Below are 24416 nucleotides of genomic sequence, written 5' to 3' on the forward strand. Positions count from 1 at the left end.
TTTTACAACGAGGTTGTCTCATAAATTGCAATTCAATTGAATTTGTCACGTTGTCCAAAGGACTCCTACGGAGAGCCTCCCGAAGAATCGGGACAAGTTGTCGAAACGCCTTGTAAGACATTTAAAGCAGGTCCTTCGACAAGCTCAGGATGACAATTCTATATTTATGATACGGCCTCTTTATATTTATCACTCATTTTTTAGCGGCAGGATCATAAATGGCTACTGCTACCCGGCTGTCGGCACAGCCATAATATAAAAACCATTTCTCTTTGAAATAAACCAGCCCCTCGATAAAAACCGTGCCCGATGGGTATTGCCCGCTTTTTTCAAAAGGTGCAGTAGGCACGAAAAAAGGTTGATCGAGCCGCGCAACCACTTTTGAAGGATTTTTCAGATCGAATAATACTTGCCCGGCCGAATAGGTATTGGCTACATAATTGATATCTCTTTCTGCATCGCTCCTGTTTTTACCATTATATAAAACTAAAATACCCTTATCGGTTACAATTGCCGGCGGACCGCATTCGGTCAGGTCACTATCGAAATATTTTTTCCTGGGTTTCACAATTAAATCTAAATCACCATTTGCGTTTAAAGCTGGCTCCCAATTGATAAGATCGACCGAGGTAGCAATATTCATGAAACGTTCGCCCCAGTACATCATATATTTGCCATTTATTTTGGCGATCACTTGTTTTCCATTTTTCACCTTGGTTACAATTGAACCCGATTTGCATTTGAGATTTTGAAATTTACCATTATAAGCTCTACTAAACGCAGGGCCGTGTTTGGTCCAGTGTTTTAAATCTTTGGAAGTGGCTACAGCCAAGCGGAATATATTCCGGTTCCATTGGGTATATAACATCACATACACACCCTCTGCAGTAACCGCAATGCGTGGGTCTTCGCAGCCACCCGGCCATTCATAAGCTTTCTGACTATCTTCATCAGGATAGAGCACAGGTGCTGGATTACGCTTCATTTTAATGCCATCAATACTTTCGGCAATGCCTATTCTTGAAGTACGCTTACCAATACCAATGCCAGACCGGTCTTCTCCGCGATAAAGTACATATACTTTATTTTTGCTTACCGCAGCAGCAGGATTAAAAACATCGCCGGCCTCCCACGCAATTTTTTGTTTACTCATTGGGTCGAAGAAAAGACTTTCGGTTTTTGGAGAAATAATAGGATTAACATTTTGCGGCCGTATAAATGGCCCTAATGCCCATTCGGGAAATTGACTCTGGGCATTTGCTATAAAGGCAAGCGGAAGAAAAAATATAAGAAGAAATAAGCGTAAAGCGATTCTGTTCATAAAGCTAAAATACCTAATTAATCTCGTAAACCGTGATGGTTTGGATTATCGCTAATTAAATCAATCCTACTTCAATATTCTATTCAACCTTTTGTTTAAATGTCTCATTTAATGGAGAATTTTATTTATCCAAATCATTAGCAACTCAATTATCCATCCATCAGTGTCTCAAATATTTTTTACTATAGTCAAAATTGATATATTTGATATTATAAATAAATTTTAACTATATGACTTTAGTTCAGCTAGAATATATTGTTGCTGTAGATACTTACAGAAGTTTTGTTACCGCTGCAGATAAATGTTTTGTAACGCAACCTACCTTAAGCATGCAGGTGCAAAAACTGGAGGAATTGATCAGCGTTAAAATTTTCGACAGGAGCAAACAACCCGTAAGCCCGACTGAAATTGGCGCCCAGATTATTGCTCAGGCAAGGATTATTTTACAGGAAAGTGGGAAAATAAAAGAACTGATCAGCAGTCAGCAGCAGGATGTTTTAGGGGAATTAAGAATAGGTGTAATTCCAACCGTTGCGCCATACCTGCTGCCTGAAGTGATTTCTGCCATGTTGGATAAATATCCTGAATTAAAACTTTTAATCTGGGAATATACCACGGAAGATATTATTCACCACCTAAAAACAGGTGTACTGGATTGTGGTATTTTAGCTACGCCACTTACCGATCCGAACATTACCGAAATCCCATTATATTACGAAAACTTTGTAAGCTATATCAGCAAAAACAGCAAGCTTTATAAAAAGAAGGCCGTTGATGCCGAAGATCTGAATGATGAAAACATCTGGTTATTAAATGAAGGTCATTGTATGCGCAATCAGGTATTGAACATTTGCCGCTCTACAAAAAACAACAGATTACAGGGACTTGAATACAATACAGGCAGCGTAGAAACCCTCGTACGTATGGTTGACTTAAATGGAGGAGCAACATTATTGCCCGAGCTGGCCATAGCAGAATTAAATGCAAAACAGACTAGTAAAATCCGACATTTTAAATCGCCTGAGCCTGTGCGCGAGATCAGCCTGGTAACCCATAAAAACTTTATTAAAAAAAGGATGCTTAATGCTTTAAAAGATGAGATTTTAGAAATCATCCCAAAAACCATGAAGCAGAAAAAGAAAAAAGATATTGTTGGGATATAGATTGTATGGCTAAGTCTGGAGGGGAATTGAGCAAAGCAGACATTTGGTGACTTTACCCACGCGGTCGTCATGCTGATCCCGAATATTCGGGATCAGCATCTTTCCTGCCACATAGATAGCCCCTGAAATGAATTTACTGCGTAGCTTTCCGCTGCGCTACAGGTCAGGATGACGGCAATTGATTAAAAGTATCTATACAAAAGATTTATAAAGCATCGGAAACTAATCCCTTCTCCCTATCTACATGATCAGCCAGCTTATAGCCTGATGCAGCAGGATTTTTATCTTCTAAAAAGATCAAAATAATTAATGAAATAATGGGGATTAAAAAGGAAATAAAAAACCAGAACCAAAAATTCCGGCCTGTTCGCTTTGCCAAAAAACCTGCAAGTAACTGCGGCGACAATAGTAGTCCGAGTACAATAGTGCCTACGATTATCTCTGGCATTTGTTATTGAATTAATCGATTACAAAAGCGCTAGCGGGCTTAAAGATTTTGTTTTCCTACCGGAGGTGCAGATAACAATCCTTTAATATCGCTCTCCACTTCTTCTTCCTCACCTTTTTTCTTTTTCTTATTTTTTGCTTTAAGTCCTTTACCGCTTAAACGTTCTTCGATGATTTTATCATATTCGGTTTGTTGCTCCGGTCTTAAAACATTGCGGATGTTCTTCGAGGTTTCGTTCTGTAGTTTATAGAATTTATCTACATCCTCTTCGCGCGAGTTGCCTGCCTGTTGTCTTTTAATTAAATCAGCCTGTTCTTTCGCCTGATTATAGGTAAAGCTGTAGATTACGCTTTTTTGCGTTCCATTTAGTTTTAACCGTTTATCCAGATCCTCCACATTCTTCTGTGCAATTTCCCCTGGAGTAGGTACTTTATTCTGTTGTGCACGCACCAATCCATTTACACCAACAATAACTAAAAATAAAATTACAAGCCTTTTCATTTCGAACATTTTATATCTGCGAAGTTACTTAATTATCTTAAAACAAGAAAGTCCCGATTTGCGTCGGGACTTTCTTAAATTTTATTGAATGTTTAGCTTATAAAGCTTTTTTGTAAAGCTCAGCAACTGCATCCCAGTTAATTACATTCCAAATTGCCGCTAAATAATCAGGGCGTTTATTTTGGTATTTTAAGTAATATGCATGCTCCCAAACATCTATACCTAAAATTGGCGTTCCTTTAACTTCAGCAACATCCATTAAAGGGTTATCTTGGTTTGGTGTAGAAGAAACCTGAAGTTTTTTATCAGCACCAACTGATAACCAAGCCCAGCCAGAACCAAAACGGGTAGCACCAGCTTCTTGTAATTTAGTTTTAAGATCAGCAAATGAACCAAAAGTTTCGTTAATTGCTTTAGCTAAATCTCCAGTTGGCTCACCACCTTTATTTGGGCCTAAAATGTTCCAGAACAAAGAGTGATTATAGTGACCTCCGCCGTTGTTTCTCACAGCAGCTGGGAATTTTGAAATGTTTTTTACAATTTCCTCGATGCTAGAAGTCGCTTCCGGCTTACCTTCTAAAGCTTTATTTAGGTTGGTAACGTAAGCCTGATGGTGTTTATCATGGTGGATTTCCATGGTAGTTTTATCAATATGCGGTTCTAATGCATCGGTTGCGTAATGTAACGCAGGTAATTCAAAAGCCATAATGTTTTATGTTTAAAGATTTAAAAATGTTTCTTGTAGCAAATATAACATTAGAACGTTAAGATTTGTTCATGTTATTATCATCAAATCGTTTTCTGCTCCGTTGTTGCAAAGTTGGGAGTTCAAAAGTTGTAAGGCTCAGGGCGATAGCCAAACAGTTTTAATGAAAAAATTTACTATTTAGTCAATAGTTAATGGCCGATAGTAAAATAGCCCACTTGCCTATAAACCATGAGCCATTAACTCATCTTTTCTTCGCAAAGAAATTTTTCATCAGGGCCGCACATTCTTCTGCCATTATCCCACCTTTCAATATCGTTTTAGGATGGAGCAGATTGGTATTTTTGGAGATAAAGCCTCTTTTTTCTTCTCTGGCACCATACACAATGCGGCCAATCTGTGTCCAATAACTTGCGCCAGCACACATTACACAAGGCTCGATGGTTACATATAAGGTACAATCCCTTAAATATTTCCCGCCTATGGTTTGCGCTGCAGAGGTAAACGCCTGCATTTCTGCATGCGCAGTAACATCATTAAAGCGCTCAGTTAAATTGTAGCCACGGCCTATAATCCTGTTTTTACTAACCACTATTGCCCCGATTGGAATTTCATCTTCAGCTAAAGCTTTTTTTGCTTCTTCCAAAGCCAATTTCATATAATGGATATCCTCTTCTTCAGGATCGGTATTTTCGAAGTTGTAAAAACTCATGTGGCAAATATAGGCTAAGAATTCTGAAGTTTCTAAGGGCAAAGTGCTAGTAAATCTTCAGAGGTCTAGTTGGTTTTTTGGAGCGCACTTATAATGCTAATCGGTTGCTCCAGTCCTGCTTTTTGCTACAAGTCCTCTCCCGATGAAGAATCGGGATGCGGGCTTTACGCGTCAATCAGGGCTATTGAACAAAGGTCTGTGCTAATGATGAACAAATAACGCGCTGACTTCCGAAGTCCCCAAGGGCAGAGCGCCAGCAAAACTTCGGAAGTTTACAGGCATTACACAAGTTTACTCCCATTGGGAACTTTACTTTGCACGGCAGTCAATACAATATCACCGTTCTCGTCAGCAAAACCAGTTACCAAAAATTCGGACATAAATTTTCCGATCTGTTTTTTCGGGAAGTTGATCACCCCTACAATCTGTTTCCCTGGTAACTCGTCCAAGGAATAGTGTTTGGTAATCTGCGCACTGCTCATTTTAATACCAAATTCACCAAAGTCTACCTTAACTTTATAGGCAGGTCGTCGGGCTTCAGGAAATTCGAAAGCCTCTAAAATGGTGCCTACCCTCAATTCTACCTTTTCGAAATCATTCCAGGTAATCTCTTCCATAGCTCAATTTTAATATAATGGCAAAAATATAAATTATTAAAATAATTCAATTGTAGTTTAAATTAGTGAGAATACTCAATTCAACCGATTGCATTAAATGGAATAGATTTTACAAAAAATTTGCGTTTTATATTTTAAGCACTATCTTTATGCAACCGTTTGCATAACCAAATATTAAAATAACTTAAAACCATGTATTTATTAGGGATTGATTTAGGAACCTCATCTATAAAAGTTGCAGTTGTTGATGTAGCTACACAAAAAAACATTGCGACAGCACAATACCCGGAAGAGGAAACAGCAATTAAATCTTTACAATCGGGCTGGGCAGAGCAATCGCCGGATGAATGGTGGCAAAATGTTCAACAGGCAATCCTTAAATTAAAAGCAACCGGCTTATTTGATCCTAAAGAGATTAAAGCCATTGGTGTTGCTTACCAAATGCATGGTCTGGTTGTAGTAGATAAAGATCAAAACGTACTCCGCGATAGTATTATCTGGTGCGATAGCAGGGCAATAGAGCTAGGTAATAGTGCTTTTGAGGCCATTGGAGAGGAGAAATCGTTAAAACACCTCCTAAACTCTCCGGGGAACTTTACAGCCTCAAAGCTAGCCTGGGTAAAAGCAAATGAGCCAGAGATTTATAACCGTATCGACAAAATAATGCTGCCAGGCGATTTCATCGCAATGAAATTAACGGAAGAAATTACAACAAGTATTTCTGCTTTATCAGAAGGCATTTTCTGGGATTTTGAAAATCATGAAATTTCCAAAGATGTGATGGATTATTACGGCATCTCAGGCAGCCTTATTCCGCAGGTGAAACCTTTGTTTTCGGAACACGGCTATTTAAAGGCCGATATTGCAGCGTCACTGGGCCTGTCAGCCAACATCCCTGTAGCCTATAAATCAGGCGATCAGCCCAACAACGCACTTTCATTAAATGTATTAAAGCCTGGAGAAGTTGCTGCAACTGCCGGAACATCAGGTGTAATTTATGGAGTAAGCAACAATCTTACTTACGATAAACAATCGAGGGTGAATACCTTTGCGCATGTAACCTATTCAGAAGAGAAAAAACACACCGGCGTTTTACTCTGTATCAATGGCACTGGCAGCATGTACCGTTGGGCTAAATATAATTTCGCACCACAGTCTACATATACCGAGCTGAATAACCTGGCGTTAAAAGCACCAATAGGTAGCAATGGCTTAAAAGTACTTCCCTTCGGAAACGGTGCCGAGCGGATGTTAAACAACAAATATACAGGAGCCCAGTTGTTAGGTATCGACTTAAATCTCCACAATCAATCAGATATTTTTAGGGCAGTACAAGAAGGGATTGCCTTTTCTTTCCGCTATGGACTGGATATTATGAGAGAAAACGGCATGAAACCTAAAGTAATCCGCGCTGGGAGGGCTAACCTCTTTTTAAGTGATGTATTTGCACAAACTTTTGTTGATGTTACGGGCATTCCGGTAGAACTTTACGAAAACGACGGTAGTATTGGCGCAGCCTTAGGTGCCGGCATAGGGGCTGGGATTTTTAAAAGCGCTGAAGAAGCTTTTAGCAACCACGAAGTAATTAAAACTTTAATCCCGCAACATTCAGCAGCATACGAACCCATTTATCAGGATTGGAAAAAAATATTAGAGAAACAATTAGCAATTGGTTAATGGTTGATCGTCCATAGCGAGACCGACTATGAACTATTGACCAACAGACCATCAACCAAAAAACAAAAAAAACATGACAAAAGTAGTAACAGGAGCAAAGGAATTTTTTAAAGGCATTGAGCAGATCAAGTTTGAAGGCCTGGGAAGTGACAATCCATTAGCATTTAGATGGTACGATGCCAACAAAGTAGTAGCCGGCAAAACCATGAACGAGCATTTTAAATTTGCCTGTGCATATTGGCATTCATTTAACGGCAATGGTGCAGATCCGTTTGGAGGTGCAACGCACATTTTCCCTTGGGATGAAAAAAAAGATGCAGTAGAAAGGGCAAAAGACAAAATGGATGCGGCATTTGAATTTATCACTAAAATGCAGATCCCTTATTATTGTTTCCACGACGTGGATGTTGTAGATTATAGCGACGATATTGCCGAAAACGAACGCAGATTACAGGCCCTTGTTGAATATGCCAAGCAAAAACAAGCAGATAGCGGCGTAAAATTACTTTGGGGAACAGCCAATCTATTCAGCCATAAGCGCTATATGAATGGCGCATCTACCAATCCCGATTTCCATGTGCTGGCACACGGAGCTGCACAGGTTAAAGCAGCTTTAGATGCTACCATTGCTCTTGGTGGCGAAAATTATGTGTTCTGGGGAGGAAGAGAGGGCTATATGAGTTTATTGAACACCAACATGAAACGCGAGCAGGAACACCTGGCAAAATTCTTACATACCGCTAAAGATTATGCGCGCAAACAGGGTTTCAAAGGAACATTCTTCATCGAACCGAAACCATGTGAGCCTTCTAAACATCAATATGATTACGATGCGGCAACAGTGAAAGGCTTTTTACAACAATACGATCTATTGGCCGATTTCAAATTAAACTTAGAAGTTAACCATGCTACCTTGGCTGGCCATACTTTCCAGCATGAATTACAGGTTGCAGTAGATAATGGTTTATTAGGTTCTATCGACGCAAACCGTGGCGACTATCAAAATGGCTGGGATACCGATCAGTTCCCGAACGATATTAACGAGCTAACAGAAACTATGTTAATCATTTTAGAAGGTGGTGGCTTACAGGGTGGAGGTGTAAACTTCGATGCGAAAATCCGCCGTAACTCTACAGATCCCAAAGACCTGTTCTATGCACACGTTGGTGGCATGGATATTTTCGCAAGGGCATTAATCACTGCAGATGCCATTCTTCAAAAATCTGATTACAAAAAAATAAGAACCGACCGCTACGCTTCATTTGATAGTGGAAAGGGTGCCGAATTTGAACAAGGCAAACTAAGTTTAGAAGATCTGAGAAATTACGCTGCAGAAAACGGCGAACCAGAGGTACGCAGCGGAAAGCAAGAATACCTGGAAAACTTAATTAACCGGTATATTTAATTTATTTTTATAAATGTAATCTCAGTGGTCTGTGTCCTCACAGACCACCGGCATTTGATTTAATTAGAATAATCTGTGGAGACACAGACCATGAATGAGAACCGGGGCGACCACCATTAATTTAACCCGTCCGGTAGCGTGTGGAAAGTAGAATAGCTGTTAATTTTTAACAGTGCAAATTAATAAACGTTACTTTAACACTTTTTAATTCAAAAAAAAGCAGAGATTATTTATGATTTTATTACATTTAGGTTTCTAAACCAAATAACCACTATTATATTAATGAAAAACAATTTATTGGACACGAAGGATTACATTGTATTTGCGGTGTACTTCGTTATTGTGGCTGCTTACGGTCTGTACATCTACAATAAGAAAAAATCCGCATCCACAGGCTCAAAAGATTATTTCTTAGCTGAAGGTTCACTTACGTGGTGGGCAATCGGTGCATCTTTAATTGCATCGAATATTTCTGCAGAACAGTTTATCGGCATGAGCGGATCGGGCTTTAAGATGGGATTGGCAATTGCAACTTACGAATGGATGGCTGCCCTTACCCTGGTTATTGTTGCTGTTTTTTTTATTCCGGTTTACCTGAAAAACAAGATCGCCACAATGCCGCAGTTTTTACACCAACGCTACAACGGAACCGTTGCCATGATTATGGCAGTGTTCTGGCTATTGTTGTACGTAGTGGTAAACTTAACATCAATTCTTTATTTAGGTGCTTTAGCTGTTAGCAGTATCTCTGGATTCGATTTGACTTTCTGTATGTATGCCATTGCAGCTTTTGCCATCGTAATTACACTGGGCGGAATGAAAGTAATTGGTTATACTGATGTTATTCAGGTATTTTTCTTAATTCTGGGCGGTTTGGCCACAACATACCTGGCATTAAACCTGGTTTCTACCCACTACGGAACCTCAGGTATTTTTGAAGGTTATAGCCTGATGACTTCAAAAGCATCAGAGCATTTCCATATGATCTTAAAACCTGATAATGAAAATTATATTGATTTACCGGGATTAAGCGTATTAGTAGGTGGTATGTGGATTGTAAACCTTAACTATTGGGGCTGTAATCAATACATCACGCAACGTGCTTTAGGTGCAGATTTAAAAACTGCCCGTGGGGGTATTTTATTTGCTGCATTCTTAAAGTTATTAATGCCAATTATTGTGGTATTGCCAGGTATTGCGGCTTATGTACTGTATAAAGATGGGGCTTTCCAATCGGAAATGCTGCAGGATGGATCTGTTAATCCAGACCGTGCTTATCCGGTACTGTTAAACTTATTACCTGCCGGATTAAAAGGTTTATCGTTTGCAGCATTAACTGCAGCAGTTGTAGCCTCATTAGCCGGTAAAGCAAACAGTATAGCAACCATTTTTACGCTAGATATTTACAAAAAAGTATTAAAAACCGATGCTTCTGAAAAGAACCTTGTTTTTACAGGTAAAATTGCGGTAGTTGTAGCCATGGTATTGGGCGTTATTATTGCACCATACTTAGGTATCGATAAAAAAGGCGGGTTCCAATATATCCAAGAGTATACAGGTTTTGTTTCTCCGGGTATATTTGCCATGTTCATTCTAGGTTTCTTCTGGAAAAGGGCGACCTCAAATGCAGCACTTTTTGCAACAATTGGTGGTTTCGGATTATCGTTATTGTTAAAGGTTCTTCCAACATGGACCGATCTTTCCTGGTTATCGGGAGTGGGCTTCTCGGTTAAAAATGCTGGTATTTACGAAATTCCTTTCTTAGATAGAATGGGTATTGTATTCGTATTCTGTATTATCGGTATGGTAATTATCAGCTTGTTCGAAAACAAAAACGGTGTTAATCCAAAAGGACTGGAAATTGATTCGAAAATGTTCAAAACCACAACAGGTTTCGCTGTTGGTTCGTTGATTATTATCGGTTTATTGGTAGCCCTTTACAGTATATACTGGTAGTAGACATCTTTTTATTATATTTCTAAAGCTTTTCTGGAAACAGGAAAGCTTTTTTTGTTTTAGCAGAAACCGATAATATAGTAATACTATTCTTTTGGAAAACAGATACAATATTAGGTAATGACAGTCCTGCTCTCCGTTCTTTCGGATGCTATTTTAGTGCCGATTTATCGGCAAAGGATCAGAACCACTCAGATCAGGTTTAGGTGGCTAAGAAGGTGCAACTATTTGTGGCTGCAGGGCGTAGCGAATTACGCGATGAGACCCAAACCATTAATAGCTGTAGAAAAACGCCCTAATTAGCCCTGATTGAAGTGAAAGCCCGCATCCCGATTTTTCATCGGGAGAGGACTTGTAACGGAAAGCAGGGCTACAGCAACCGATAAGCACAACTATTGCGCTCCAAGAAAAAAATATTTAAATCGCAAGGCTAACAATCGTTACACGATATTTCCTTTTACCATTGGTTTAGTTCGTGGAGACACGAACCAAGGCATTTGATCCCGAAAATTCGGGACAGCATGACGACTCCTGTAGGTTTTGAATAAATTACTGCGCACAAGGTCCGTCAGGTATTTCTTTACTGATTTTAAGCACTTTCATAACCACTAAGGTAGAATCGAAATCAGGGGAAACTGTAGCGGTATCAGACTTCGCGAAATAACCTTCTAATTCTACATATACTGGCTCGTAAGGCTTTTCGAACCCTAGATTACTATAAGAGAGCTCTAAGTTTTTTACGCTGTCTTTAACCCAATACTCACGTCCATCTTCACATAAGGTAAAAGACTTCATTTCAGGGCCAAAACTATACAAACCTTTAACCGTTTTCAGATTACTTTTTTCTCCCTCGGCTTTATCGTTTCTACAAGCTGTAGCGGCTACGCCAAGGAGCACAACAAATACAATTGCTTGTTTAAATAACTTCATTTTATATAGTTTGATTAATTTGATCTATCTTTTTAACACTTAAATTGGATGACAAAGCAGATGCCAAAAATGAGAAGATGCCTACTGTAACAAAAACTAAAACAAAATCCTTCCATTTTAATCCGATTGGATAAGAGCTTACCAGCGTTTTATTTACTTCATCACCCATTTTGATAAAACCATAAGTGTGCTGAAAATAATAAAATATGAGGCCGATAATTAAGCCCAGCACACAGCCAGACATGGTTATCATCATTCCCTCAAATAAAAATATACGTTTGATTAATTTCTTGCCTGCGCCTAAACTGCTCAGAATGGCTACATCCTTCACTTTATCGATTACTAACATGGTTAACGACCCTATGATATTAAATATAGCAATAATCAGGATAAAAGTAAGAATAATATATACCGCCCATTTTTCGGTATTTAAAATGTGGTAAAGTGATTTATTTTGCTGGGCCTGATTTCTGACTTCATAATCTTTACCAGCTTTTTCGATTACCTCTTTTTGAAAATCGTCTACATCAACTCCGGGCTGGAGATTGATCTCTATTGCAGACACATTTTTCTCTTCGCCTAAAAGTTCGCGGGCAAAATTCAATGGCACAATAATACCATTATCGAAATCTTGTTGTACTTCAAAAACACCACTTACCCGAATGTTCTTTACCACAAAATCGTCGGCTGGGTTTAAGCTATTTGCAGCGATATCTTTCTTTGGCGAATAGATTTCCAATTCTGTAAAGGGATCGACAGTATTTACAGCCAGATAACTCTGCAGGGCAGAACCAATTACCGCATTATCGCCACTTCTGTTGTGCAGTATAAAATGGCCTTCTTTTATGGTACTATCTAATTTGGTGTTTTTCAAATAGTCTAAACTTACACCTTTAACCATTCCAACAGCTTGTTTGTTGTTGTATTTTAATAAAGCATTTTCTTGTAGCACCTCGGTAAAAGCGGCAACATCTTTGTTTTTTCTGAGCGCACTAAAATAAGTTGTATTCGGATCAAAAGTTTTCCCCTTAGCCGGTGTAATGGCAATTTGTGGGGTAATGGTATCGAACATATTCAATACCACTGTTTCTAAACCGTTAAATACCGAAAGGATAATAATCAATGCAGCACTACCAACCATTACACCTACCATCGATATGCCCGATATCAGGTTAATGGCATTGGTAGATTTTTTGGCAAAAAGATACCTTTTGGCAATATAAAACGATGTATTCACAGCGGCAAAGATAAATAAAAGGTTGGGGGTTTAAAGGTAAAAGGCTTAAGGTTGTAAACCCTTTAACAATTATGAACCTTTAATCCTGCTAAAAAAATGGGTTATGTTGTTTTTCAAAACCAATACTCGTGGCTGGTCCATGGCCAGGATAAACTTTGGTTTCATCAGGTAAGACAAAAAGTTTATCGGAAATGTTTTGGATTAATTGCTGATGATTACCTCCAGGCAGATCGGTACGGCCAATACTGCCATAAAAAAGCACATCGCCACCTATTAAAATATGATCGGGCGCACTGTAAAAACACAGGTGTGCCGGCGAATGCCCCGGAGCAAAAATTAAGGTCAGTGTACTGCTACCAAAAGAAATTGTTCCTGTTTCGGGCAAAAAGGTATCGGGCAGAGGAGATACATCATAACGGGTAAAGCCCATTGATGGTGCATAACCAGGAACTGCATTTAAAATTGGCAGTTCGCCCTGATGAAACTGTGGTTTTAAGCCATAGGTTTCGAACACAAATTTATTGCCGAAAACATGATCGAGATGACAATGTGTATTGAGCAATAAGACCGGTTTTAACCCTTCATTTTTAATGAAAGCCGCCAATTCATTTTGCTCAAAACCTTCGTACATCCCTGGATCGATAATGACACATTCTTTGGTTTCATCATAAAGCACATAGGTATTTTCGCTATAGGCATTAAACGTGAAGGTTTTTATTGTAATCATAAAATTTTAGAAAAAAATCCTGCTTTCAAAAGCAGGATGACAAATAATAAATTAATTTTTCCACCTAAAGGTAGAAATCAAGGTATCGATATCCCTTTTAATAAATTTAACAACGGGTTCAATAGAGTCGTATTGTGGGCGTTCATTAAAATATAAAGCCCCTCTAAAATAATGCTTAGCACTATCGGTTAAAAAAAACTGGACTGATGATGCGGTATTCCCTTCAATGGCGTAATAAATACCGTAAACTTTATGATCGGGGTAATTGATGAGCTTTTGATCAATTGCACTGGCTTTTATCGTATGTTTAAAAGCCAGTTTTCGGGCATCTTCTACCATTTCATCATATTCGCCTTTACCCGAAACATCGTAATACGTTAAATGCAAAAAGCCATTAAACTGCTTAAAGTGCAAATTGTACCAGTTCTTTTGGGCATCGCGGCTCTGATCTTGTTCTACCGCAGCATAAGTTGGGTATTTGAAAGTAAAAGGGACAGGCTTGGTAAATGCAGTATAAATTTTTTTTGGAAATACTATCCTGTAATAAGCTTTTGGCTTTGGGCTATAATCGTGGTTCTGACAAGCTGTTATAAACAAAAGCAGTACAAAGGGAAGGCAGATCAGTTGTTTTAGTTTCATAACATTTTATCAAAGATTGCGTCGTCGTTCCTCCTTGCTTTGACGATAGGTTAAATTATTTATTCCAGATTGCCCAAGCTTTTTCTGCTTGCTTGTACAGCATTTCCAAACCGTTTTTAATCGTTGCACCACGCTCGGCAGCTTTAGCCAAAAATACCGTCTCTAGCGGATTGTACACTAAATCGTAAGCTAAATACCCTGGCCCAACTAAACTATAATCAATTTCAGGAAAGGTATCCACATTTGGCGACATCCCCAGGGGGGTGGTATTGATCAATAACTGGTGCGAGGCTAAAATCTCTGGTGTAATTTCCGAATATAGAATAGCACCCTGAACAGTCGTTCGTACCACAACCTGATATTGGATATTTAATTTTTCTAAAACATACTTTACCGCTTTCGCCGCCCCACCATCGCCAAAAACAAGTGCCTTTGTATGTTGCGGCCCTAATAATGGCTTTAGCGACTCTTCAAAGCCATACGCATCGGTATTGTAGCCTTTTAAATAGGTTGCATCTTCAAAACTTTTGATCGAAATACAATTTACGGCCCCAATTTTTTCTGCAGCTTCATCTACTTCGTTTAAATAACAAAGCACGTTAACTTTATGCGGAATCGTAACATTAAGCCCACAAAGTGACGGATTTTCACTTAGCAGATCGGGCATTGATTTAATATCGGCAATAGGAAAAAGCTCATATTGATGATCGTTTATGCCCTCATTTTGAAATTTTTCCGTGAAATATTTTTTCGAGAAAGAATGAGAAAGTGGGTATCCGATTAAGCCGTATGTTTTCATTATTTATATAAAAAAGCAAACCTTACAGGTTTCAGAAACCTGCAAGGTTTATTTAACTATGCACCCCGCAATAGCGGGTTGAGTTATTTAGTTTGATTCAGGAAATAATCAAAAGTATCTCCCCGTAAACCTAAACGAATGGTTTCTAAAGGAATTACTTCTGCCGGGGCAATATTACCAAGGTTTACATTGCTACCGATTAATTTAATAAACCAAACTTGCTGTTCTTTTTGAGGTGCTTCCCAAATAATGGTTTCTTCAGGAATCTGGGTTAAAATTTCATCAACCAATCCTTCACGTACTTCACCGCTTCCACGGTAAATACCTACATTACCACCTTCGCGTGCTTCGGCAATTACTTTCCACGATCCCGCCTCAATTTCAGCCTGCATTAATTTAATCCACTTATATGGGGCAAATATTTTAGCGGCATCTTTACTGCCTACTTCAGAAATAACGGTTACCTGTTTAGAAAGTTCACGGATAAACTCACATTTTTTATCGTGCTCAATTTCAATGGAACCATCAGAAACTTCTGCATATTCCATCCCGTATTGATCTAAAACACGTTGATAATCTGAAAACTGGTTACGGATGATAAAGGCTTCAAATAACGTTCCTCCGAAATAGGTAGGAATGCCTGCACTTTTATATAAAGCTAATTTTTCTTTAAGGTTTGGTGTTACGTGTGATGTTGCCCAACCTAATTTTACGATATCTGTATGTACGCCGGCAACTTCAATAAAATCTTCAACCTGGCGTAGGCTCAATCCCTTATCCATAACCATTGTTAAGCCTTTTTGGCGTGGTTTAGCTGGACGTTCGGGAACGTTTAATAATGGATAATTCATATGCGTACAAAAGTGAAAAAAATTTTGAGATTTATTTGTTAAATTTTTCTCACAAGGTCGTTACCTAATATATCTGTTTATAACGTTCAAAATGGCACTATTATCCTGCAATTGTGGCAAATATTCAAATAAAATATAGTGTTTATCAGGGTCGGTTGTTAAAGCCGTTTCCAAATATCCCAGTGCATCGCTATAATTCCCCTGGGCAAAAAGATAGGCTACCATCCGGTAATACAGTTCAGCTGCTTCCGGATTATTCTTAATCGCCTCTGCCATTGTTTCTGATGCTTCCAGCAATTTTCCCTGCTCGTAAAGCACAGTACTAAAATCTAACCAGGCTTCAATATCCAAAGGATTAAACTCCAATACCTTTTCGTAAGCTTCGATCGATTCATCAATCTGGCCTAATTTATAATAAGCATCAGCCATGGCAAACCAGAAATCAGGGTTCTCAGCCTCTAAATCGATTGCTTTTTTATAAAAATGCAACGATTCGAAATAACGTTCTTCAAAATTCAGCGTAACACCGATCCCAAACCATGCATCTGCCATTTTCGGATCCATTTTTACCGATTTTTTGTAGTAAGAACGGGCTTCGTCCATTTTCTCCAGTTTCTCGTAACATTCTCCAATGGCACAATAGGTATCGGCATTAGGCTGTTCGTATTCGAAAGTCTGTTTATAAACATCTATCGCCTCATCATATTTATCGAGCTGAACCAGCGCATTACCTTTATTGAAATACGCAGAGCTAAAATCTTCCTTGATCAGGATGGCATAATCGTAAGCGTCGATTGCTTTTTCAAAAAGGTTCAGCTTATGGAAACTATTGCCCAAATTATACCATGCCGCATATGAATACGGATCGGTATCGATGTATTGCTGATAAAACTTAATACTTTCTTCCTGTTTATCTAACACATCGTAACAGAAAGCCAGCTCATATAAACCATCCTGGTTCTCCATATTCTGCTCTAAACTGAGCTTAATATAGGTAATGGCGCTTTCATAATCACTCATGCTCTGGTAAACATAAGCCATCTGTAATAAAATCTCATCAGTACTCTCGGCCAGTCCCAAAGCTTTTTCATAATTTTCCAAAGCCTCGTCAAAACGTTCGGTATTTTGAAAAATATTACCGCGGAGCAAATAAATATCTGGTTCTGACGGTTCTAAAAGCTCAGCCTTTTGCAAAGCAATAAAAGCCTTTTCGTGGTTGTTGGTTAAAATGTAAAGATGAGCTTGTTTGATTAAAAACACTGTTGCATAAGGGTGCTGACTGATTGCAAAATCAACAACCTGCAAAGCTTTGACCGGATCATTTTTCTCAATGTAGAAATCTACAATGTATTCGAATGCCCCTGCATCGAAGAAATACTGATCCTGGTTACGGAGCATTTCTTCGTAACGTTCTACCGAGCGTTGTGCATCTTCGTTGGATTCAAAAAAGAATTCTTCTTCCATATATTATACTATTAAAGAACCGTGCCAATTAGCAGAAAAACACATTATAAGTTTACAAGTTTTAATTATCCGTTTTTAAAATAATTATTAACATCAATCGGTTAAAACAGCGTAAATGGCTGACTATAAAGCGTATTGACTGTGATTAAGATGTGTGGATAATCTATAGATTTTTTGCAACATCGCGGTTCCTTTTCCCTTCTTTGACAAAAATACTATAAATTTATGGTATATACGTAATTAAGAAGTCATGAAAGGATTAGTCATTTTTGCCCTGTTTTTACTAGGCTTTGCTACAAATACCTTTGCACAAAGCGATGAAGAAAGCGCCATCAAAAAAACCATAAACAATCTTTTTGCAGGTATGAAAGATGGAGACAGCACTTTAACCAGAGCTGCCTTTGCACCAACAGCTATTATGCAAACCATTACGAACAAAGAAGGTAAAGTGAATATACGCACGGAATCGGTTAACGACTTTATCAAATTTATCGGTACCTCACACCAGGAAAAATATGATGAGCGTATTGTTTTTACGAAAATATTAATCGATGGTCCTTTGGCTTCTGTTTGGACAGACTATAAATTTTATCTGGGCGAAAAATTTAGCCATTGTGGGGTTAATTCCTTTCAGTTGGTAAAGGGAGACGGGGACTGGCAAATTGTTTATATAATCGACACCAGGAGAAAGGATAAGTGCAATTAGTGATTTTTACGGATAAGTATTATTGTTTTTTGGAAAGCAGAGCTTGTAGCACATTTTAATGTTAATCGGGCTTTTCGTTATAGTCCCGATTTTGAAGGAAAATCGCGAGCTGCCACTGCAATCCCGTTTAGTTACGCAGGTTTGTGCTGCTATTTGGGGTTGCATTGGCCAAGATGCACTACTCGATGTTCATAAACCTGATAGAACGGAAAGCCCGGAGCGAAGCATGAGTGAGGACTTGCAGGGATAGCAGGACTATCGCCTCCCAAAGGCACAGAACTGTTCATTTCCAAAATCTCTAAATAATGCTACTCTATGTAAATTGGTTTTCAATTCTATATTTCATGTTTATTTTTTTGGAAAGCAAAACCTGTAGCTTGATTATTGTTAGGCAGGATTGGGAAAAGAAAGAGCCGGCGATGTCTCCAGGCCAGCTCTTTTCTATATGTGATTTACTATTTATTCTTTTCCCAGATCAGCTGCGCCTTTTTTAAATAATTCGGCCTGTTTGCTCAGCTTTGTTTTAGCCTCTCCGCTTACTGCAGCAGCCTGTTGTGTTTTAGCCTGAGCAGCTGCAGTGTAGGCTCCTGAAAGTTGCTTATTTAAATAAGATTGTAATTTTAATCTTTCAATGGCGCCAGCAATGTTCATAATACCTTTTTCGGTAACTACAGGATTATTGTTGGCTCTCAGGTACTGAAAATACTGGCCAACTACTGCAAAAACCTTATTCCTATCACCTGTAAGCATAATGTTATCATAAAATGCCTGATACTCATCTTTTGGTTCGTTAATATATAACGTTGCGATAGAAGGTGCAATATGTGCTTTCGTATCTTCATCTAACGATGCTAAAGTAGCAATGCTCTCTTGTGGGGCCAGTTTGGCCAAACCATCAACACCGGCAGCAATTACCTTGTACGACCTATCTTTTAAACTTTCTAACATTAAAGTTTTATAAGCCTGATCGCCAGTTTCGGCTAATTTCACAACTGCAGCTGATCTTGCTTCGGTATTTTTATCTGCTTTAGCAATCTGAAGTAAAATCGGTAAAGCTACTGCTTTAATCTGAGCATCGTCCAGGTTAATGCCATCAATGCTTAAAGCGCGTAAATCTGCAGATTTATCCTTTAAACCTTCCAGCAACACCAGCTGGCCGCTTTTGGCTTTGCTCTGCATAATAAATTGCAGGGCTTCAATTCTATTGGCATAACTAGGCGCATTTTTGTATTGAAAATAGTAGTTTTCAGCAGTTTTATTGTCGTTCGTTTCGCCAACTAAAATTTTATCTACATCAAAATCGATTAAATCGGGTTTAGCACTCACCACGAAACTAAAATTCTGCTCTCGGCTATTGATCAGGATTTCTTTTCTGATTTTTTTGCCTCCAGCATAAATATCAATTTTGATCGGCAGCGTAAAGATCTGTACGCTCGAATCCTGTGTTTGTTTAACTTTAATTGTTGCCTTGCCGTTTTCGTAACCATAATCGATACTTAAAACCGGATGGCCACCATTGTAATACCACTGGTTAAAATAAGGGCTCCAGTCTTTTCCGGTAACCTCTTCCATAGCCAAACGCAATTGATGTGTTTCGCCATTTTTAAAGGCATTGGTGGTGAGGTAGCGGTTAAGCGATTTGTAAAAAGCGGCATCGCCCATTTGATTTTTTAGGGCATATAAAATAATCGATCCTTTAGCGTAGCTGATGTCATCGAACATATCTTCCTTGTCGCCATAATAAAAACGTGCCAAAACAGGGCTTTCACCTTTTTTGGTTGATCCTAAATAGGACTGCAGTTTACTGTAACGCGATTTATCTTCCGCATCCTGCCCTTCATCATGTCCATGCCAGATAACCTCGCCAAAGGTGGCAAAAGATTCGTTCATGGTTAAGTTAGACCACGACTCTGCGGTTACATAATCGCCAAACCATTGATGAAAAAGTTCATGTGCAATGGTTCCTTCTTCATTTTCATCCAATAACTCACGATCTGTTTTTTGTACCTGCTCGCCATGTAAAGTAGCCGTAGTATTTTCCATTGCGCCCGAAACATAGTCTCTGGCTACCACCTGCGCATATTTGTTCCATGGATAATCTACTCCTAACAGGTTGCTGTAAAACTGGATCATATCAGGGGTTTTACCAAAAATCTGCCTGGCGTAAGGCGCAAATTTTGGTTCGAGATAATAACTTACTTCCTTACCTTTATAGGTATCTTTTGTGATTTTAAACTCACCCACAGCCATCATAAATAAATATGGCGAATGTGGCAGATCCATCTTCCAGGTATCGGTTCTTGTTCCATCTGCATTGGCTTTCTGACTCACGAATTTTCCGTTAGAAAGTGTAGTATATTTCGATTTTACCGTCATCGAAATCTCTTCAGTAGTTTTCTGATCAGGTTTATCTATTGTTGGAAACCATGCCGAAGACGATTCTGTTTCGCCCTGGGTCCAGATCTGTGTTGGTTTATTTTTATCAGTACCATCTGGGTTGATAAAATATAAACCTTTAGCATCGGTTATGGCCGCACTCCCCTTTACTTTCAATTCATCGGGTTTAGCGGTGTAAGCAATATACACTGTGTACTTTTCGGTATTGGTGTACTTTTTATTTAGGGTGATATACAGCTTATTATCGTTATAAACATATTTAAGCGGGGTATTTCCTTTTGCACCAACTAATGCAACGGTTTTAATGTCCATTCCCTGCGCATCGAGGGTTAAAGAGTCGGTAGCATAAAAATGAGGCTTTAAAGTAACCCATTCTTTACCGTATAGGTATCGCTTTGCATAATCAAAAGATACATCGAGTTTGGTATGTACCAGATCGTTAATTTTAGTTGCAGTTACACGGTAAACATTTAAGTTGTTCGATTTTTCTACGGGCTGTTCCTGTGCAAAAAGTGGATTAGCCATAAAGGCAGAAGCCAGCATCACCCCACAGGCAATATTTTTTTTATTCATTTTTATGTTTTTACAAATTAGTTTTACTTTAAACACTGATGTTTGTGCTAAAGTAAAAACGCAAATGTAGCTCCCTTTCTTTTGTTTTTTACAAACGCAATGAAATATTTAATTAGTTGCTACGGGCTTTAAAATGTAACCTTTAAGCTGTAACCCTTTTATTAAACCTTCAGCACCCACTAAATGACCTGCTCCGACCGCTATAAACAGCGACTGGTTTTGCATCATGGCAGGCAATTGATCTAACCATCTTTTATTCCGGTTTTTTAAGAGTTCGGTTATAAATTCTTTGTTTTCTTCATCCTGAATTTTAAAGAGATCGGTTAATTTATCTATGTCCTGTGTAAGATAATAAGTTTTCAATTCCTGCATTTTTTGCTTGCTTTTAACTATTTCCCTGATCGATTTTAAGAGCGCTTTTTTTTGCTTCTGCAAATCGCCATCAAATAAAAGTGCCCCCTGATATTCAGCAGTTTCTAATCCATATAAAGATTTAGCATTTTTTTTGGCGTATGCCTGGAAACTATTATCTATTCCTTCGCCTACATCTTTTAACATATCCGGATTATCAAAAAGCATGATCATTAGCGATACCATTGCTGGTTTAAAGTTATTTAGGTGCTTTAATTCAAATCCCGGTTGTTTGGTTTTGAAGTAATCTTCCACCTCTTTAAATTCTGCTTTGGTTAATAAGCTATCGAGTGTGTTGTCTTTCATCATTAAAAACGGCGCCATTTTCTTTTGCATGGTACTATCCATTACAATCTCGCCTACTACCGCATCGGCCGATTGCAATTTCTCTTGCAAAACCTTCATGGTATCAGCAAATTTTGCAGGTATTAGATGGTGTGTACCAAATAAATAAGATGGTTTTTTTAATCCGTTACCAGAAATTTCCCACAAAAGTGAGTTAGTTGCCTTTTTTGTTTGTGCCGAAAGGGTAATACTAAACCCTAAAAAAGCAACGAACAATAATTTTATTTTCATCATTCTATTTTATAATAACTGAAGTCTAATTTGATATCATTATTTTTTTGGAAAACTACGCTATTTATATTGCAAAGCAAAAAACACAAATCTATAGCCTTATTTAACACCCGGTTCTGCTTAAAGGAAGATATTGATTATGGAAATAATTTAAAGACCAGAATTTGACCTCCTTTCTGTTAATTTTTTGTTTTTTTGTGTAAATCGTTAGATATATGACTACAGATATTCAATCCATTTTAAACAAACTGGGCATTAAAACAAGCAATGCCGCTTATAGTACGGGCAGCAATTGGGGCGGAGAACTTAATGCAAAGACATTAGAAAGTTTTTCTCCTGTTGATGGCAAGCTGATTGCTTCGGCCAAGGTTGCTAGTGCTACAGATTATGATGCTGTTGTACATAAAGCGCAGGAAGCATTTACAGCCTGGCGTATGGTTCCGGCTCCAAAAAGAGGAGAAATTGTGCGCCAGTTTGGTGATGCGTTACGTGAAAATAAAGATGCGTTAGGCACCTTGGTTTCTTACGAGATGGGGAAAAGTTTACAGGAAGGATTTGGTGAAGTACAGGAAATGATCGATATCTGCGATTTTGCAGTGGGTTTATCGCGCCAGCTTTATGGTTTAACCATGCACAGCGAACGCCCAAGCCACCGCATGTACGAACAATGGCATCCGTTAGGGATTGTAGGTATTATTTCTGCATTTAATTTTCCTGTAGCGGTTTGGAGCTGGAATACTGCTTTGGCATTGGTTTGTGGTAATGTTTGCATCTGGAAACCATCAGAAAAAACACCGCTGACCGCAATAGCCTGTCAACATATTATCTCAAAGGTTTTTAAAGATAATGATATAGCCGAAGGGGTTTGTAACCTGGTTTTAGGCGATAGGGAAGTTGGCGAACTCATGACAAATGATGGACGCATTCCTTTAATTTCTGCCACCGGATCGACGCGTATGGGTAAAGCGGTTGGGGCTGCAGTTGGCTCGAGATTGGGAAAAAGCTTGCTTGAACTTGGCGGTAATAACGCCATTATTATTTCAGAACATGCTGATTTGGATATGAGTTTAATCGGTGCAGTATTCGGTGCTGTTGGTACCGCTGGCCAGCGTTGCACTTCTACCAGGAGGCTAATTATCCACGAAAGTGTATATGATGCTTTTACCGCTAAACTGGTTAAAGCTTACGGACAATTGCGTATTGGCGATCCCTTAGATCAAAATAACCATGTAGGCCCACTGATTGATACGGATGCGGTTGCTGCATACTTAGATTCCATTGCAAAATGTAAGGAAGAGGGTGGCAATTTTGTGGTAGAGGGGGGCGTTTTATCGGGCGATGCCTATACAAGCGGGTGTTACGTAAAACCATGTATTGCCGAAGTTCAGAATGATTTTAAGATTGTTCAGCACGAAACATTTGCACCCATTTTATATCTGATAAAATACAAAACATTGGATGAAGCCATCGCTTTGCAAAACGCCGTTCCACAAGGATTATCATCGGCCATTATGACTTTGAATTTAAGAGAAGCAGAGCAGTTCTTATCAGCTAAAGGTTCTGACTGCGGCATAGCCAATGTAAATATCGGTACTTCAGGCGCAGAAATTGGCGGTGCTTTTGGCGGCGAAAAAGAAACAGGTGGTGGCAGGGAAAGCGGATCTGATGCATGGAGAGCTTATATGCGCAGACAAACCAATACCATCAATTATTCGAACACGCTACCTTTAGCACAGGGGATAAAATTTGATTTGTAAAATCGTCCTCCTTTGTAACGAGGATGCAGGAGAAAAGCGATTTTATCGCAATCAGATTTCTTACCTGCATTACAAGTGCAGACCTCGTGGATCCTCGTTACAAACGAGGACCATCTTTTAAAATAAAAAAGGCGCTGAACTTAAATTCAGCGCTTTTGTGGTAAAATATATGATGGAGGATTAGAATATTCTTTCTAATAAATCTATCTGCAAATCATCATAGCGTGATTTATTGTTGTTGGCTAAAATTGGTTTATCTGCTACTTTGATTATGCTTTCCTGAGCAGTAAAATCGCCCATTTTAATTTCAGAACCCGATCCAATTAATGCCGAATGTATTTCAGAAGAACCTGTTAATTTTAATGATGCAGTATCTTTAACTGTAGTTGATAGGTTAACGATATTGGCCGTTATATCTGCTGATGCTTTGTCGTTTAAAACAACATTTAAGTTTATCAGGTTAAAGTTTCCTGCGGTACTTACCGTTGCTGTATTTGATGCTTCAATGGCAGTTAAATTATTTACGTGTGCAATTACAGTTAAGGTATTTTTATCAAAAGAGCTGATTCTAAGCTCTCCTCCCTGCTGTTGTACCAAGGCATTTTTGGTATAATATTGATCATAAACTTCAACACTTTCTTTGGCATCCTGAACAAGGATCAATTTAACGTTTCCGGTTACTACAATTTTACCGATATTTTTAACCTGGGTTATCGCAGTATAATTTGCGTTGTTTTCTGTAGCGTTTGCTACTACTGTTGCGCTACTTAAAGTAACCATTACTAATGCAGCTGCGAATAAATTTTTAATAGAAGTTCTCATGACTTTAATATTTTATGTTGT

At 38.6% G+C, this 24416-nt stretch carries 22 protein-coding genes; 6 read left to right on the forward strand and 16 right to left on the reverse strand.

The features are described from left to right. Positions 1-193 precede the first annotated feature (193 nt). On the reverse strand, positions 194-1321 hold the full coding sequence (locus ASU31_RS02190; RefSeq protein ID WP_083505237.1) for a glycoside hydrolase family 130 protein: 1128 nt from the start codon (positions 1319-1321) through the stop codon (positions 194-196). A 230-nt stretch (positions 1322-1551) separates the two neighbouring features. On the opposite strand from ASU31_RS02190, the gene ASU31_RS02195 reads away from it, so the two are divergent. Beyond that, the gene (locus ASU31_RS02195; RefSeq protein WP_057930743.1) at positions 1552-2484 is read left to right on the forward strand and encodes a hydrogen peroxide-inducible genes activator; all 933 of its coding nucleotides are present in this window, start codon (positions 1552-1554) and stop codon (positions 2482-2484) included. Between the two features lie 205 nt (positions 2485-2689). On the opposite strand, the gene ASU31_RS02200 is transcribed toward ASU31_RS02195, so the two are convergent. The 5 genes from ASU31_RS02200 to ASU31_RS02220 all read right to left on the reverse strand — a co-directional run bounded on the left by ASU31_RS02200 (position 2690) and on the right by ASU31_RS02220 (position 5468). After that, a complete protein-coding gene (locus ASU31_RS02200; protein ID WP_057930744.1) occupies positions 2690-2932 on the reverse strand; it encodes a hypothetical protein in 243 nt (80 codons plus the stop codon). A 39-nt stretch (positions 2933-2971) separates the two neighbouring features. Further along, positions 2972-3433, reverse strand: a complete 462-nt coding sequence (locus tag ASU31_RS02205; RefSeq protein ID WP_057930849.1) for a hypothetical protein — start codon at positions 3431-3433, stop codon at positions 2972-2974. 97 nt (positions 3434-3530) lie between these two features. Then, entirely contained in the window at positions 3531-4139 is a 609-nt protein-coding gene (locus ASU31_RS02210) for a superoxide dismutase (RefSeq protein ID WP_057930745.1), read from the reverse strand. A 244-nt stretch (positions 4140-4383) separates the two neighbouring features. Then, positions 4384-4851: a nucleoside deaminase gene (locus ASU31_RS02215; RefSeq protein WP_057930746.1), complete on the reverse strand. Its 468-nt coding sequence runs from the start codon at positions 4849-4851 to the stop codon at positions 4384-4386. A gap of 281 nt (positions 4852-5132) precedes the next feature. Then, positions 5133-5468 carry a tRNA-binding protein gene (locus ASU31_RS02220; protein WP_057930747.1) on the reverse strand — a complete coding sequence of 112 codons (336 nt, stop codon included), beginning with the start codon at positions 5466-5468 and terminating at the stop codon, positions 5133-5135. Positions 5469-5660: 192 nt separating this feature from the next. Between ASU31_RS02220 and ASU31_RS02225 the strand changes: the two genes are divergently transcribed. From ASU31_RS02225 to ASU31_RS02235, 3 genes are all read left to right on the forward strand, one after another. Then, complete coding sequence (locus ASU31_RS02225; protein ID WP_057930748.1) at positions 5661-7145, forward strand: xylulokinase; 1485 nt, start codon at positions 5661-5663, stop codon at positions 7143-7145. Between the two features lie 73 nt (positions 7146-7218). Next, on the forward strand, positions 7219-8550 hold the full coding sequence (gene xylA / locus ASU31_RS02230) for a xylose isomerase (protein ID WP_029274945.1): 1332 nt from the start codon (positions 7219-7221) through the stop codon (positions 8548-8550). A gap of 282 nt (positions 8551-8832) precedes the next feature. Then, a complete protein-coding gene (locus ASU31_RS02235; RefSeq protein ID WP_057930749.1) occupies positions 8833-10506 on the forward strand; it encodes a sodium/sugar symporter in 1674 nt (557 codons plus the stop codon). Positions 10507-11055: 549 nt separating this feature from the next. On the opposite strand, the gene ASU31_RS02240 is transcribed toward ASU31_RS02235, so the two are convergent. The 7 genes from ASU31_RS02240 to ASU31_RS02270 all read right to left on the reverse strand — a co-directional run bounded on the left by ASU31_RS02240 (position 11056) and on the right by ASU31_RS02270 (position 17153). Then, positions 11056-11436, reverse strand: a complete 381-nt coding sequence (locus tag ASU31_RS02240) for a hypothetical protein (protein ID WP_057930750.1) — start codon at positions 11434-11436, stop codon at positions 11056-11058. 1 nt (position 11437) lies between these two features. Then, positions 11438-12673 (reverse strand): ABC transporter permease, encoded by a 1236-nt coding sequence (locus ASU31_RS02245; protein ID WP_057930751.1) that lies wholly within the window; start codon positions 12671-12673, stop codon positions 11438-11440. A gap of 88 nt (positions 12674-12761) precedes the next feature. Further along, positions 12762-13400 carry an MBL fold metallo-hydrolase gene (locus ASU31_RS02250; protein WP_057930752.1) on the reverse strand — a complete coding sequence of 213 codons (639 nt, stop codon included), beginning with the start codon at positions 13398-13400 and terminating at the stop codon, positions 12762-12764. Positions 13401-13451: 51 nt separating this feature from the next. Continuing rightward, positions 13452-14039: a gliding motility lipoprotein GldD gene (gene gldD, locus ASU31_RS02255; RefSeq protein WP_057930753.1), complete on the reverse strand. Its 588-nt coding sequence runs from the start codon at positions 14037-14039 to the stop codon at positions 13452-13454. 55 nt (positions 14040-14094) lie between these two features. Beyond that, a complete protein-coding gene (locus ASU31_RS02260; protein WP_057930754.1) occupies positions 14095-14838 on the reverse strand; it encodes a shikimate dehydrogenase family protein in 744 nt (247 codons plus the stop codon). 83 nt (positions 14839-14921) lie between these two features. Beyond that, a complete protein-coding gene (locus ASU31_RS02265) occupies positions 14922-15689 on the reverse strand; it encodes a phosphosulfolactate synthase (protein ID WP_057930755.1) in 768 nt (255 codons plus the stop codon). 60 nt (positions 15690-15749) lie between these two features. Then, positions 15750-17153: a tetratricopeptide repeat protein gene (locus ASU31_RS02270; RefSeq protein ID WP_057930756.1), complete on the reverse strand. Its 1404-nt coding sequence runs from the start codon at positions 17151-17153 to the stop codon at positions 15750-15752. Positions 17154-17403: 250 nt separating this feature from the next. Here ASU31_RS02270 and ASU31_RS02275 point away from each other — a divergent pair, with 250 nt between their 5' ends. After that, positions 17404-17859: a nuclear transport factor 2 family protein gene (locus ASU31_RS02275; protein WP_057930757.1), complete on the forward strand. Its 456-nt coding sequence runs from the start codon at positions 17404-17406 to the stop codon at positions 17857-17859. A gap of 459 nt (positions 17860-18318) precedes the next feature. Here ASU31_RS02275 and ASU31_RS02285 read toward each other — a convergent pair whose 3' ends face one another. Continuing rightward, positions 18319-20829 (reverse strand): M1 family aminopeptidase, encoded by a 2511-nt coding sequence (locus tag ASU31_RS02285; RefSeq protein ID WP_057930759.1) that lies wholly within the window; start codon positions 20827-20829, stop codon positions 18319-18321. 108 nt (positions 20830-20937) lie between these two features. Further along, positions 20938-21819: a TraB/GumN family protein gene (locus ASU31_RS02290; RefSeq protein ID WP_083505238.1), complete on the reverse strand. Its 882-nt coding sequence runs from the start codon at positions 21817-21819 to the stop codon at positions 20938-20940. A 212-nt stretch (positions 21820-22031) separates the two neighbouring features. Here ASU31_RS02290 and amaB point away from each other — a divergent pair, with 212 nt between their 5' ends. Continuing rightward, positions 22032-23573 (forward strand): L-piperidine-6-carboxylate dehydrogenase, encoded by a 1542-nt coding sequence (gene amaB, locus ASU31_RS02295; RefSeq protein WP_057930761.1) that lies wholly within the window; start codon positions 22032-22034, stop codon positions 23571-23573. Positions 23574-23753: 180 nt separating this feature from the next. Here the strand turns inward: amaB and ASU31_RS02300 are convergent, their stop codons facing one another. Continuing rightward, positions 23754-24395 carry a GIN domain-containing protein gene (locus ASU31_RS02300; protein WP_057930762.1) on the reverse strand — a complete coding sequence of 214 codons (642 nt, stop codon included), beginning with the start codon at positions 24393-24395 and terminating at the stop codon, positions 23754-23756. Positions 24396-24416 lie beyond the last annotated feature (21 nt).

This window comes from Pedobacter ginsenosidimutans (assembly GCF_001442625.1).
GTDB classification, from domain to species: domain Bacteria; phylum Bacteroidota; class Bacteroidia; order Sphingobacteriales; family Sphingobacteriaceae; genus Pedobacter; species Pedobacter ginsenosidimutans.